General features: G+C 57.7%; 11 protein-coding genes and 1 pseudogene. 7 read left to right on the plus strand and 5 right to left on the minus strand.

Translation table 11 applies throughout. The features are described from left to right. Nucleotides 1-19 precede the first annotated feature (19 nt). The 5 genes and pseudogenes from ACOTXD_RS15360 to paaZ all read right to left on the minus strand — a co-directional run bounded on the left by ACOTXD_RS15360 (nucleotide 20) and on the right by paaZ (nucleotide 7,472). On the minus strand, nucleotides 20-1,993 hold the full coding sequence (locus tag ACOTXD_RS15360) for an alkyl/aryl-sulfatase (RefSeq protein ID WP_126501353.1): 1,974 nt from the start codon (nucleotides 1,991-1,993) through the stop codon (nucleotides 20-22). Nucleotides 1,994-2,161: 168 nt separating this feature from the next. After that, entirely contained in the window at nucleotides 2,162-4,435 is a 2,274-nt protein-coding gene (tynA, locus tag ACOTXD_RS15365; protein WP_058674628.1) for a primary-amine oxidase, read from the minus strand. Between the two features lie 159 nt (nucleotides 4,436-4,594). Then, complete coding sequence (locus ACOTXD_RS15370; protein ID WP_061856139.1) at nucleotides 4,595-4,990, minus strand: hypothetical protein; 396 nt, start codon at nucleotides 4,988-4,990, stop codon at nucleotides 4,595-4,597. 85 nt (nucleotides 4,991-5,075) lie between these two features. Beyond that, nucleotides 5,076-5,207: pseudogene (locus tag ACOTXD_RS15375) on the minus strand (type VI secretion system tube protein Hcp); the annotation flags it as partial. Nucleotides 5,208-5,432: 225 nt separating this feature from the next. Continuing rightward, nucleotides 5,433-7,472 carry a phenylacetic acid degradation bifunctional protein PaaZ gene (paaZ, locus tag ACOTXD_RS15380; protein WP_061856138.1) on the minus strand — a complete coding sequence of 680 codons (2,040 nt, stop codon included), beginning with the start codon at nucleotides 7,470-7,472 and terminating at the stop codon, nucleotides 5,433-5,435. A gap of 285 nt (nucleotides 7,473-7,757) precedes the next feature. Between paaZ and paaA the strand changes: the two genes are divergently transcribed. Genes paaA through paaG form a run of 7 tightly spaced genes read left to right on the plus strand, consistent with a single transcriptional unit; the run spans nucleotide 7,758 to nucleotide 12,881 of the window. Next, complete coding sequence (paaA, locus tag ACOTXD_RS15385; protein ID WP_061856178.1) at nucleotides 7,758-8,687, plus strand: 1,2-phenylacetyl-CoA epoxidase subunit PaaA; 930 nt, start codon at nucleotides 7,758-7,760, stop codon at nucleotides 8,685-8,687. A 12-nt stretch (nucleotides 8,688-8,699) separates the two neighbouring features. Continuing rightward, a complete protein-coding gene (gene paaB, locus ACOTXD_RS15390; RefSeq protein ID WP_003857353.1) occupies nucleotides 8,700-8,987 on the plus strand; it encodes a 1,2-phenylacetyl-CoA epoxidase subunit PaaB in 288 nt (95 codons plus the stop codon). Between the two features lie 8 nt (nucleotides 8,988-8,995). Continuing rightward, nucleotides 8,996-9,742 carry a 1,2-phenylacetyl-CoA epoxidase subunit PaaC gene (gene paaC, locus ACOTXD_RS15395; protein WP_061856137.1) on the plus strand — a complete coding sequence of 249 codons (747 nt, stop codon included), beginning with the start codon at nucleotides 8,996-8,998 and terminating at the stop codon, nucleotides 9,740-9,742. Between the two features lie 11 nt (nucleotides 9,743-9,753). After that, complete coding sequence (gene paaD / locus ACOTXD_RS15400; RefSeq protein ID WP_003857347.1) at nucleotides 9,754-10,251, plus strand: 1,2-phenylacetyl-CoA epoxidase subunit PaaD; 498 nt, start codon at nucleotides 9,754-9,756, stop codon at nucleotides 10,249-10,251. Nucleotides 10,252-10,258: 7 nt separating this feature from the next. Continuing rightward, nucleotides 10,259-11,329, plus strand: coding sequence for a 1,2-phenylacetyl-CoA epoxidase subunit PaaE (gene paaE / locus ACOTXD_RS15405; protein WP_003857345.1), 1,071 nt, complete (start codon nucleotides 10,259-10,261; stop codon nucleotides 11,327-11,329). Then, a complete protein-coding gene (gene paaF, locus ACOTXD_RS15410) occupies nucleotides 11,326-12,093 on the plus strand; it encodes a 2,3-dehydroadipyl-CoA hydratase PaaF (RefSeq protein ID WP_003857343.1) in 768 nt (255 codons plus the stop codon). The genes paaE and paaF overlap by 4 nt, the downstream gene beginning before the upstream one ends. After that, entirely contained in the window at nucleotides 12,093-12,881 is a 789-nt protein-coding gene (gene paaG / locus ACOTXD_RS15415; RefSeq protein ID WP_026080707.1) for a 2-(1,2-epoxy-1,2-dihydrophenyl)acetyl-CoA isomerase PaaG, read from the plus strand. Before paaF ends, paaG begins: the two co-directional genes overlap by 1 nt.

Genomic DNA, 12,881 nt, shown 5'->3' on the forward strand with positions numbered 1-12,881 from the left:
CCGCCCGCGAGTGCTGCCTTTACGGGGTCACAATGTTAAACCAGAATTCAAATTTATCCATGTAACCGAGCATGGCATCGAGTTTTGCGGCATCGCCGGTCACTTTGATATCGCCATTATCCTGCGCCTGTTTAAGCGTCACTTCTTTCAGGATGATTTTATTCAGCGTATCGCGGTTGAGGGTCACGGTCGCGTCAGCGTCTTTCGCTTCGGCGTTCGCCGTGTGGTTCAGCACGCCATTTTCCAGTTCCAGCTTGTATTTACCGCCCTCGCTGCCGAGGTCGATGTTAAACACCGATTTTGCATCCGCCGCTTTTTCACCGTTAATGTGCACCGCCAGATAGTCAAAGAACATTTCTGGCGTCATCGCGCGCACGGTGTCCGGGCTGGCGGTGTTCGGGGTCGGTCCTTTCACCACGCCGTTACGCAGCTCCTGGGCGCCGGTCAGGTAGAAGTTACGCCACGGGCCTGATTCAGCCTGATAACCCAGCTGCTCCAGCGCATCCGCTTCCAGGTTTCGCGCGGCCTGATTATTTGGATCGGCAAAGACCACTTTGCTGACCACCTGAGCCACCCAGCGGTAGTTCCCCTGGTCAAAATCAGTTTTAGCTTTGCTCAGGATGGCATCCGCGCCTCCCATATACTCCACAAATTTCTTCGCGGCTTCTTCAGGCGGCAGTTCATCCAGGGTCGCGGGGTTGCCGTCAAACCAGCCTAAATAGAGCACGTAGGTGGCTTTGACGTCATGGCTGACTGAACCGTAATAGCCTCGGTTGGCCCAGGTATTGGCCAGGGAGTTCGGCAGCTTGAAGTTGGCGGCGATCTCGTCACGCGTCAGCCCTTCATTCGCCATGCGCAGGGTCTGGTCGTTAATGTAGCGATACAGGTCGCGCTGGCTTTTCAGCAGGTTAACCACATTCTCGTTGCCCCAGGTCGGCCAGTGGTGCTGCGCCATGATAACTTCGGCATTATCACCCCAGCGTACAATTGCCTGGTTGATGTATTTCGACCATGGCAGCGGTTCACGAATTTTCGCACCGCGCAGGGAGTAGGTATTGTGAAGGGTATGGGTGACATCTTCCGCAGACTCGATCAGCTTTTTCTCTTCGATATACCAGAGCATCTCAGAAGGCGCTTCCGATCCCGGCGCGAGCATAAAATCATAGGTCAGGCCGTCGATCACCTCTTTCTGACCATCTTTCTCGATGATATTGGTCGGGGCGATCAGGGTCACCGTCCCGGCGGAGGTGGTGGTGCCGAGACCCGCGCCGACCTGGCCCTTCGCATCCGGCTTCAGCAGGTTTCCGTACATATAGCTGGCGCGGCGGCTCATGACGTTACCCGCCATGATATTTTCCGCGACGGCAGCCTCCATAAATCCGGCGGGCGCGTAGACTTTCACCTTGCCGGACTTCACATCTGCTTCATCCACCACGCCGCGCACGCCGCCATAGTGGTCAACGTGGCTGTGAGTGTAAATAACGGCGACCACAGGTTTGTTACCGCGATTTTTATAGTAAAGATCCATCCCGACTTTGGCCGTTTCTGCCGACACCAGCGGGTCGACCACGGTAATACCTTCTTTACCTTCAATAATGGTCATGTTTGACAGGTCAAGGTTACGGATCTGGTAGACGCCCTCGGTCACTTCAAACAGACCGCTGATGTTGATCAGCTGGGACTGACGCCATAAGCTCGGGTTTACCGAGTCGGGCGCCTTATCGCCTTCTTTGATAAAGGCGTACTGCTGCGGATCCCAGACGGTGTTGCCTTGCTCCCCTTTGATAATTTCCTGAGGCAGCGGGGCGATAAACCCTTTGTGGGCGTTGGTAAAATCGGTGTTATCGGAGAAAGGAAGCTGGTTGAAGAGTGCGTTGTTGGCCTGTTGCGTTGCTGCGCTGGCATCCTTAGGTGCTTCTGCTGCCCAGGCGGAACTGGTAGAAATAAAACATCCCGCCAGCGCGAGACTCCTGACGATCTCATTGATTCTCATCCTAAAACCTCTCAGTAAACTGTGACGTTGTTTGTGGAGACTTCGAATCCTGGTGAAAGTGTGTCAAGAAATGCAAAAGGATTAAGCGAGGTAACAATAACTATAATCGGGGAGAGTAATTCAGCAAGTAAGCGGATGAAAAACCGGGCATTACGCCCGGTCGGTGGGTTATTTCTGCTCTTTTTTCTTGCCGAGCGTTGGCGTCTCGTCAAAGAAATTCCACGGCTTGAGCAACGTGTGCACCCATTCCGTCGGCATTATTGGCCACTCCTCGGCACGGGCGACATGGGTGGTGCCGGTGGTCATCCAGATGACGTTATCCTGGTCGTTCAGCGACTCGTTATCTTTGCTGTACTGGCCGAGGCCGGTATCGTGCGTGGAACGGTTCGGGTATTTTCCCTCCGGGTACATCTCGTCGGGATGGTAACGCGTTACCCACAGTTGTTTATCCATAAAGCTCAGGCGGTGATAAATCCACTCGTCCGGGGCAAACTTCGCGCCGGACGCTACCGGGTGTGTACCGCCCGCGTAAGGGATGATCTGATATGAGACCGGGTTGCCCATGCGGTTCTCTTTGCTGGTATTGCTCAGCAGGCGGATGGTGCCCGGGTCAAACTTCTGCGCCGCCTGCTGTTCGGTATCAATATCATACTGATTAACCTGCATGGTGCTGGTGCGCGGTCCGCCAGCGGTGTTCGGTTTGACGTCCGGATCCATGGCCACCAGCTTATTGTTGATGCCGTCCACGTCCATATCCAGACGGAAGTTGTAGATGTGCTGGTGGGTGGTACCGACAATATTATGGTCGATCAGCGTTCCGTATCGGGTGTCATCCTTCGCGGTGACATCATGCATGGTTTTCGTCTGCACGCCTTTCACCGCTTCAATGCCCGTAGCCCCTGCATCAATGCCGATAGTGCCGTTTTCGTGGAATACCCAGTCGAAGATGTAATCGTAGTTACCCACGGTGCTGACCCAGCGCACCACCAGCTCGCGGCGTTCGGTGCTGACGTTGGGTTTTCCTAATTCCTGATGCTTATATTCCGGCCCGGCGTAACGCTCGAAAATGGCGATCGCCCGGGGGATCTCCATTGGCGCGCCGGTGTAATCCGGGATGGTTTCGTTGAGCATCACGGCGTTAGACGGAACATCCTTGCCGCGCACGAGCGGGGAGGTCAGGGTACCCATGCCGTAATCGCCGGAGTCCAGGTAGGCTTTAAAGTACCAGCCGATATCCGGGTCGCCGTACGGCACAATCATGCCGCCGAGCGACCCCTGATACATCACCTGTCGCTTTTTGCCGTTGTCGTTATAGGTCACGGTGGAGATTATCGGGCCGACGCGTGAGTCCAGGCTCAGATGAAAATCCCAGTTCTGCCAGTGCACCCTATCCCCGGTGATGGTGTAGTTCTTGCCTTCCGGCTCGATAATCTCCAGCGGTTTTTTCACCGTTTCAACGCGGTCACGGCCATCATAAGGGCGCGGCGTGAGCGGCACCGGCACGACCGGGCCTTCCTCAATCTTCTGGATTTTCTTCTGCTCGAGATCCACCACCGCAACCAGGTTTTCGATCGGGTGCGCCCAGTAGTTACCGTCGCCCACGTCGAGATAGCTGATCACTTTCAGCAGGCGGTCTTCCTGTTTCAGGCCATCCTTGCCGTCAAAAAAGCCGACGGTAAGCGGGGTGGTGATCACTTTCTTCGGGTCGGTAATGCCGCGCTTTTTCAGCACGGCGGCAAACTCCGGGCTTTCATTGATGATCTGCTGCACGGTATTGAAGTCATCCAGCAGCACCATGCCGTGCGCGTCTTTGATCGGCTCCCAGCGGAGGATCTTTTTCTCCTTCAGATCCACCCGGCTTTCGATGATGTGTTTACCATCAAGCATGATGATATTGGCCTGGCGGGGCGCATCCACCGCCGTGCCGTTAAGCACAAAGTCCCAGACTTTGGCCTTTTCTGGCTCCGCCAGCGCAATCTGGGTAAAGCGGGTATTGGGTTTAAAATCCGCTGAGGCTTTCACGATTGCTACGGCCTGGTTGATTTCATCAGCCGTCAGCGCGTTTAACGGGTGGGGGCTTTTTTCAACCTGGAATGTCTGATCAAGACCGGTCTGAAAGACATCGTTGATAAAGGTCTCCGGGATATACGCCTTATTGTTCTTCATCACCACGGGCACCTGGAGCGTCAGCGGTTTGCCGTTAACGATGGCGGTATTTGCGCCGGGTTTGACCTTCACAAAGGCACCGTCTTTGACGATGGTGAACATCTGGGCGTAATCATCCCACTGCACGTCCGCGCCAAACGCCTGAAGCGTTTTGTCCATCGGGACCATATGCGCCTCGCTGCCGTGAGCGTAAACCGGGGATTGCCAGGCGCAACAGAGCGCAACGGCCATGGCCAGTGCCGTTCTACGGGCAGAAAAAGAAGAATTGCTTCCCATCGCAGACCTCATCTTGTTGTGTTTATTGTGTAGTGTCAGCGTTATCCTGACAGGCGCGCACGAAAAGCGTTTGCCTGCATCTGCCAGGTTGTTTGTCAGTCTTGCCAGGTTAAAAAAGAGCGGGGGTGCATCACACCCCCATGGCAGATAAAGTGCGCTTCAGTAAGGCGAGCTATCGAGATGCGTGCGGACATCAAAACCTATCGTCGTGAACGAATAAACCGTACCGCGAACGCGAAGATAAATGTCTCCATTTTTAATTGCCACTGAAGCTTTATCATCATCGGTGATCATGACGGGATTGATATTCTTAATGTTAGACATGAATTCTTCCGGACTTTTTTTCGCATCAAAGAGATAAATATGATACCTGTTTTTAGACAGCGAGCCCGTCTCAACCTGGGTGATGTAAAGAGTTAAACGATCGTTAACCTTGATTTTTTCCTGCAAATTTTCATACACGGTAAAAAGATCGCGGAAAGGGTATGCAATGAATATGAGAAAAATAAAGATAATAATTCCAGCTCGCCAGTTAAAAACCCGAACGTCGCGCATAATCTATTCCTGCCCTTATCCATAACTGATCGACTGGATCATTACCGTAATTATTATTGTTCTGGAATTTTGCAAATTCGGCAGGATCAATTAGGAGGCGAAGATTGTGTGTAAAGCCGGTGACTTCAATGCTTCCCTCACGGTAACGAACATCCACCGAGCCTGTAATTTTTGACCCACCATCTTCAGTTAAGAAAAGGTAAACAGGAATTGCCATAGTTTGTTAATCATCCATGTAATTTAATGCGGAAATATTCCCGGCGCCAAATAATAACCATGCTAACTACATGGTCAATTTGCTTAGTGTTTCCGGTTGTAACTTATCCAAACCAGGCAGACTGGATGGTTCGATTAATCAAAGCCATCCAGTCCCTGTTTTACCTTCCGCTTATTTTGATGCGCTCAAACACTCGAGGCAGCAAGGTTAATGCCATTGCATTGATTAAAAGTCACCCTGCTGGCGCGCCACCAGCGTCAGGATGGAGTAGAGCGCCACGGCCTGCTGGTGCTGGTTGAAGATCTCCACAGCCCATTCCACCACGCCGGTGGGTTTTTCCTCGGCAGTGCGCTGTTTCTTCAGCGTTTTACGTTTACAGGTCAGGCGCACCTGAATGGTATCACCCGGCTTGACCGGCTCGATAAAGCGCAGGTTTTCCATGCCATAGTTGGCAATAATCGGCCCAACCCCGGCATCGACAAACAGCCCCGCCGCGGCGGAAATCAGGAAATAACCGTGTACCACGCGCTCACCAAAAATCGACTCCGCCGCGCCAATTTTGTCCATATGGGCGTAGAAATGATCCCCGCTCAGGCAGGCAAAATTCACGATATCCGCTTCCGTCAGGGTACGACGCGGGGTCAGCAGGCTGTCGCCCGGCTGTAACTCCTCGAAGTATTTACGGAACGGATGAACGCGATCTTCCTGCACCTCCGCGCCACGGACCCACTGTTTACCGATCGCGGCGAGCATGGACGGGCTGCCCTGAATGGCTGTGCGCTGAAGATAGTGCTTCACAGCGCGCAGGCCGCCCAGCTCTTCGCCGCCGCCCGCACGTCCCGGACCACCGTGCACCAGCTGCGGCAACGGTGAACCGTGGCCGGTAGATTCTTTCGAGGATTCCTGGTTGAGAATCTGAATGCGTCCGTGGGCGCGCGCGGCACCAGCAATAAACTGCCGCGCCACGCGGGTATCTGCCGTAACCAGCGTTCCCGCCAGGCTGCCGCCGCCCGCCCGCGCCAGCTGCATGGCGTGCTCGGTGTTACGGCAGGGCATCAGGGTTGCGACGGGGCCAAAGGCTTCGGTGGCGTGAACGGCCGGGGTTTCGTCCGGCTGCGGGCAGAACAGCAGGGTGGGTGGGAAGAATGCGCCAGGCGCCTGCAAATCAGCTTTACCACCCAGACGGATCTGGCAGCCCGAGGCCAGCAGATGGTCGACTTTGTCCTGCACGTCAGCACGTTGCTCACTGTTGACGAGAGCCCCCATCTTCACCCCTTCCTGGGCCGGATCGCCGACGACCACGTTCTCCAGCCGCGCAATCAGCGCCTGGCTGACGGCTTCAACCTGCGCTTCCGGCACGATGATGCGGCGGATGGCGGTACATTTTTGCCCGGCTTTGGCGGTCATCTCGCGCACCACTTCGCGGATAAACAGCGTAAACTCCGGCTGTTCCGGCGTCACGTCCTCACCCAGCACGCAGCAGTTAAGAGAATCTGCTTCCATGGTAAACGGAATGGAATGTGCGACGATATTCGGGTGGACGCGCAGGCTCTGCCCGGTGCTGGCCGACCCGGTAAACGTCACCACGTCCTGGCTGTCGAGGTGGTTCAGCAGATCGCCCGCGCCACCGCAGATCAGGCTGATGGCGCCGTCCGGCACCAGTCCGCTCTCCACGATCGCTTTCACCATCGCCTGAGTCACCTGCGCGGTGGCGGTGGCGGGCTTGATGATGGCGGGCATCCCGGCAAGCCAGGTGGGCGCGAGCTTTTCCAGCATCCCCCAGCACGGGAAGTTGAACGCGTTGATATGCACCGCCACGCCGGATTTCGACGTTAACACGTGACGTGCCGCAAAGCCGCCTTCCTTCGACAGTGGGATCAGCTCATCCTCCGGCCACAGGGTATCGTCCGGCAGCTCACGGCTGCCGAGGCTTGCGTAGGTGAAGAGGGTGCCGATACCGCCTTCAATATCCACCCAGCTGTCAGCCTTCGTCGCGCCGGTCTGGGCTGACAGGGCATAAAACCGATCCTTCTGGCTCAGCAGATGTTTGGCCACCGCCTTCAGCATGGCGGCGCGCTCGATAAAGCTCATTGCGCGGAGCGCTTCTCCGCCGTGTTCAATGGCGTAACGGCGCGCGGCCGCCATATCCAGCCCTTCGCTGGTGACTTGATATAGCGTTTCCCCGCTGATGGCGTGGGTGATGGTGCGCTCGCGGCCCCGGCCTGATTGCCAGATGCCGGACAAGAAGCTGGCTAACTGCTGCATTTCTTCTCTCCAGATGTTTCGTGATTTCACTATAAATAGTTTGATCTTGAATCATAAAAATCAAGCTGAGTTTTAATGAATTGTTAACGTTGTGATCTGTATTGCTTGGCCTGACCACCAGAAAGCCTTGCGTCATCGGCCTTTCATGAAAAGGCTTGCGAGCGTCGTCACAAAATAAACAAACGCTTCTTGGGGTTATATTTAACCTTTGTGTAACTTTTAAGAAACCAAATGATTCACCATTTTGCTATTTGTGGTGATTTAACGAATCACAAAGGTGGTTATGTGACGCAAGAACAACGCTTTGAGCAACGCATCGCACAGGAGACGGCCATCGAGCCGCAGGACTGGATGCCGGATGCCTACCGCAAGACGCTGATCCGCCAGATTGGACAGCACGCCCACTCTGAGATTGTCGGCATGCTGCCGGAAGGGAACTGGATCACCCGCGCACCGACGCTGCGCCGGAAAGCCATTCTGCTGGCGAAGGTGCAGGATGAAGCCGGACACGGCCTGTACCTTTACAGCGCGGCGGAAACGCTGGGCTGCGCCCGGGAGGACATCTATCAAAAGATGCTCGACGGCAAGATGAAATACTCCTCCATCTTCAACTATCCGACCCTGAGCTGGGCCGATATCGGGGTCATTGGCTGGCTGGTGGACGGGGCGGCCATTGTGAACCAGGTGGCGCTGTGCCGTACGTCTTACGGCCCGTATGCCCGGGCGATGGTGAAAATTTGTAAAGAAGAGAGCTTTCACCAGCGTCAGGGTTTTGAGGCCTGCATGGCGCTGGCGCAGGGTAGCGAAGCCCAGCGGCAGATGTTGCAGGACGCCATCAACCGCTTCTGGTGGCCCGCGCTGATGATGTTCGGACCCAACGACGACAACTCCCCAAACAGCGCCCGCAGTCTGGCCTGGAAGATCAAACGCTTTGGCAACGATGAGCTTCGCCAGCGCTTCGTGGACAACACGGTGCCTCAGGTGGAGATGCTCGGCATGACCGTGCCGGATCCCGACCTGCGTTTCGATGAAGAGAGCGGTCACTACCACTTCGGCGAAATCGACTGGCAGGAATTTGACGAGGTGATCAACGGGCGCGGGATCTGCAACCACGAACGTCTGGCCGCAAAACGTAAAGCCTGGGACGACGGCGCATGGGTGCGTGAAGCCGCTCTGGCCCACGCGGAAAAACAACGCGCTCGCCAGGCCGCATAAGAGGAATCAACCATGAGCAATGTTTACTGGCCGTTATACGAAGTTTTTGTCCGTTCGAAGCAGGGGCTGTCGCACCGGCATGTGGGCAGCCTTCACGCTGCCGACGACCGCATGGCGCTGGAAAACGCGCGCGATGCCTATACCCGCCGCAGCGAAGGCTGTTCTATCTGGGTGGTGAAGGCGAGTGAAATCGTCGCTTCCCAGCCGGAAGAGAGCGGGGAATTTTTCGATCCGGCGGAAAGCAAGGTCTACCGCCATCCGACGTTTTACACCATCCCTGATGGTATCGAGCATATGTGAGGTTGGGGATGAACAACGTATCTGCTTATACCCTGCGTCTGGGCGACAACGGTCTGGTGCTCTCACAGCGTCTGGGCGCCTGGTGCGGCCACGCGCCGGAGCTGGAAATTGACCTGGCGCTCGCCAATATCGGCCTTGATCTGCTCGGGCAGGCGCGCAATTTCCTGACCTACGCCGCTGAACGGGAAGGTAAGGGTGATGAAGATACCCTGGCCTATGGCCGCGATGAGCGTCAGTTCCGCAATTTGCTGCTGGTGGAACAGCCAAACGGCAGCTTCGCCGACACCATTGCCCGTCAGTATCTGATGGATGCGTGGAACGTGGCGCTCTACGAGCGGCTGATCCACAGCAGCGACAGTCAGCTTGCCGCCATCGCGGCAAAAGCCATTAAGGAGGCGCGCTATCACCTGCGCTTTAGCCGCGGCTGGCTGGTGCGGCTGGGGGACGGAACAGAAACCTCCGCACAAAAAATGCAGCAGGCGGTGGATAGCCTGTGGCGCTTTACGGCTGAACTGTTCGACGCTGACGAGGTCGAGCTGGCGCTAATTGATGACGGCGTGGCGGTTGATCCGCGCGACCTGCGGGACCCGTGGGAGCGCGAAGTGTTTGCTGGCCTGGCGGAAGCCACCCTCCGCGTGCCCGAAGAGGTGGCGTATCGCACGGGCGGTAAGAAGGGGCTACATACCGAACACCTCGGGCCGATGCTGGCAGAGATGCAGTATCTCCAGCGCGTTTACCCCGGCCAGCAGTGGTAAAGGAGGACGCCATGCAACGCCTCGTCGACATCGCGCCTGCACAAATCCCGCAGATTTGGGCGCTGTTAAGCCAGATCCCCGACCCGGAAGTGCCGGTGCTGACCATCACCGACCTGGGCATGGTGCGCAGCGTGAAGGCACAGGGGGAAGGCTGGGTTATCGGCTTCACGCCAACCTATTCGGGCTGTCCGGCAACGGAGCATCTGCTGGGGGCGATCCGCGAAACCCTGACCGGAAACGGCTTTAGCCCGGTACATATTGTGCTGCAACTGGAGCCCGCCTGGACCACCGACTGGATGACCGACGATGCCCGCAGGCGCCTGCGTGAATATGGCATCAGCCCGCCTGTTGGTCATAGCTGCCATGCCCACGTTCCCGCGGAGGTGAGCTGCCCGCGCTGTGCGAGCACCGATACCTCGCTTATCAGTGAATTTGGATCCACGGCCTGCAAAGCGCTCTACCGCTGCAATACCTGCCGTGAGCCCTTCGACTATTTCAAATGTATTTGAGGCTGCCATGACAACGTTTCATTCATTAACAGTGGCAAAAGTGGAACCCGAAACCCGCGACGCGGTGACCATTACCTTCGCGGTGCCGCAGGCGTTACAGGAGGCGTACCGCTTCCGTCCCGGTCAGCATCTGACCCTGAAAGCCAGCCCTGGCGGGGATGAACTGCGCCGCTGCTACTCCATCTGCCGGAGCACCGCGTGCGGTGAGATCAGCGTGGCGGTCAAAGCCATCGAGGGCGGACGTTTTTCCCGCTATGCCCGGGACGAGATCAAACCGGGCATGGCGCTGGAGGTGATGGTGCCCCAGGGGCATTTTGGCTACCAGCCGCAGGCCGAACGCGAAGGCCATTATCTGGCGATTGCCGCCGGGTCCGGGATCACCCCGATGCTGGCGATTATGTCCGCTACGCTGGCCACTGAAGCCCACAGCCACTTCACCCTGATTTACGGCAACCGCAGCAGCCAGAGCATGATGTTCCGCCGGGCGCTGGCGGACCTGAAAGATAAATACCCGCAGCGTTTGCAGCTGATCGCCATCTTCAGCCAGGAGACGCTCGACAGCGATCTGCTCCATGGCCGCATTGACGGGGAAAAGCTCCAGGCGCTGGCAAAAACGCTGGTGAATTTCCGTCAGTACGATGAAGCCTTCATCTGCGGCCCGTCGGCGATGATGGATGAGGCCGAAGCGGCGCTGCAAGCGCTGGGTATGCCGGAAAAAGCGATCCATCTTGAGCGCTTTAACACGCCGGGTACCGCCGTTAAACGGACAGCCAGCGTGCAGGCCGATGGCCAGAAGGTCACCGTCCGTCAGGACGGGCGCGACAGGGAGATCACCCTGACGGCGGACGACGAAAGCATTCTTGACGCGGCCCTGCGTCAGGGGGCGGATCTGCCTTACGCCTGCAAGGGCGGCGTATGCGCCACCTGCAAATGCAAAGTGCTGCGTGGGAAAGTCGATATGGCGACCAACTACAGCCTGGAGCCGGACGAGCTGGCCGCAGGCTATGTGCTGAGCTGTCAGGCGCTGCCGTTAACCGCCGACGTAATCGTCGATTTTGATGCGAAGGGGATGGCATGAGCGAACTGATTGTTACCCGTCATGGCCGCGTGTTGCAGCTAACGCTTAACCGTCCGGCGGCGCGCAACGCGCTCAACAATGCGCTGCTCCTGCAAATCGCGGAGCAGCTTGAGGCCGCCGCCGCGGATGCTGAGATCGCCGTCTGCGTGATGTACGGCAACGAACGCTGCTTTGCCGCCGGGGCCGATCTCAACGAAATGGCGGAGAAAGACCTGCCCGCCACCCTGAACGATATCCGTCCGCAGCTGTGGGCGCGGATCAACGCCTTCACCAAACCGTTGATTGCCGCCGTAAACGGCTTCGCGCTGGGGGCAGGCTGTGAGCTGGCGCTGCTCTGCGATGTCGTGATTGCTGGCGATAACGCCCGTTTTGGCCTGCCGGAAATCACCCTCGGGATCATGCCGGGCGCAGGCGGCACCCAGCGGCTGATCCGCAGCGTAGGCAAATCGCTGGCCAGCAAAATGGTGCTGACGGGCGAAAGCATCACGGCGGTGCAGGCGCACAGCGCCGGGCTGGTCAGCGACGTCTACCCGGCCTCGCTGACGCTGGAGTACGCCCTGAAGCAGGCGGCGCTGATGGCGCGCCATTCGCCGCTGGCGCTACAGGCGGCGAAGCAGGCGCTTCGCCAGTCGCAGGAAGTTCCGCTTCAGGCCGGGCTGGCGCAGGAGCGTCAGCTGTTTGCGCTGCTCGCGGCCACCGACGATCGCCGGGAAGGGATCAACGCCTTTTTACAAAAACGCACCCCAGACTTTAAAGGACGCTAATTGTGGAATCTATTCTGAGCCATGTTGAGCAGGGCGTAATGACCATTACGCTGAACCGCCCGGAGCGCCTGAACAGCTTTAACGACGTCATGCACCAGCAGCTTTCCGAATGCCTGAAGCAGGCCGAGCGCGATGACGCCATCCGCTGCCTGCTGATCACCGGGGCAGGACGCGGTTTCTGCGCCGGGCAGGATCTCAACGACCGTAACGTCGACCCGAACGGCCCGGCGCCCGATCTGGGCATGTCCGTTGAGACTTTTTACAACCCGCTGGTGCGCCGCCTGGCAAAACTGCCGAAGCCGGTGATTTGCGCGGTTAACGGCGTGGCGGCGGGCGCGGGGGCGACGCTGGCCCTCGGCTGCGACATGGTGATTGCGGCGCGCTCCGCCAGTTTTGTGATGGCCTTCAGCAAGCTCGGCCTCGTCCCGGACTGCGGCGGCACCTGGCTGCTGCCGCGCGTGGCCGGACGCGCCCGCGCCATGGGGCTGGCATTGCTGGGCGATAAGCTCAGCGCCGAGCAGGCACAGGCCTGGGGAATGATCTGGCAGGTGGTGGACGACGAGCAGCTCTCCGCCACCGCACAGCAGATGGCGCTGCATTTTGCCTCACAGCCGACCTTTGGCCTGGGCTTGATCAAGCAGGCGATCAACGCCGCCGAAACCAACACCCTCGACGCCCAGCTTGATCTGGAGCGCGACTATCAACGCCTGGCCGGACGCAGCGACGACTACCGGGAAGGCGTCAGCGCGTTCCTGGCAAAACGCGCGCCGAACTTTACGGGGAAATAA

Source organism: Enterobacter cloacae complex sp. CDL013 (assembly GCF_049238805.1).
Lineage (GTDB): Bacteria > Pseudomonadota > Gammaproteobacteria > Enterobacterales > Enterobacteriaceae > Enterobacter > Enterobacter hormaechei_C.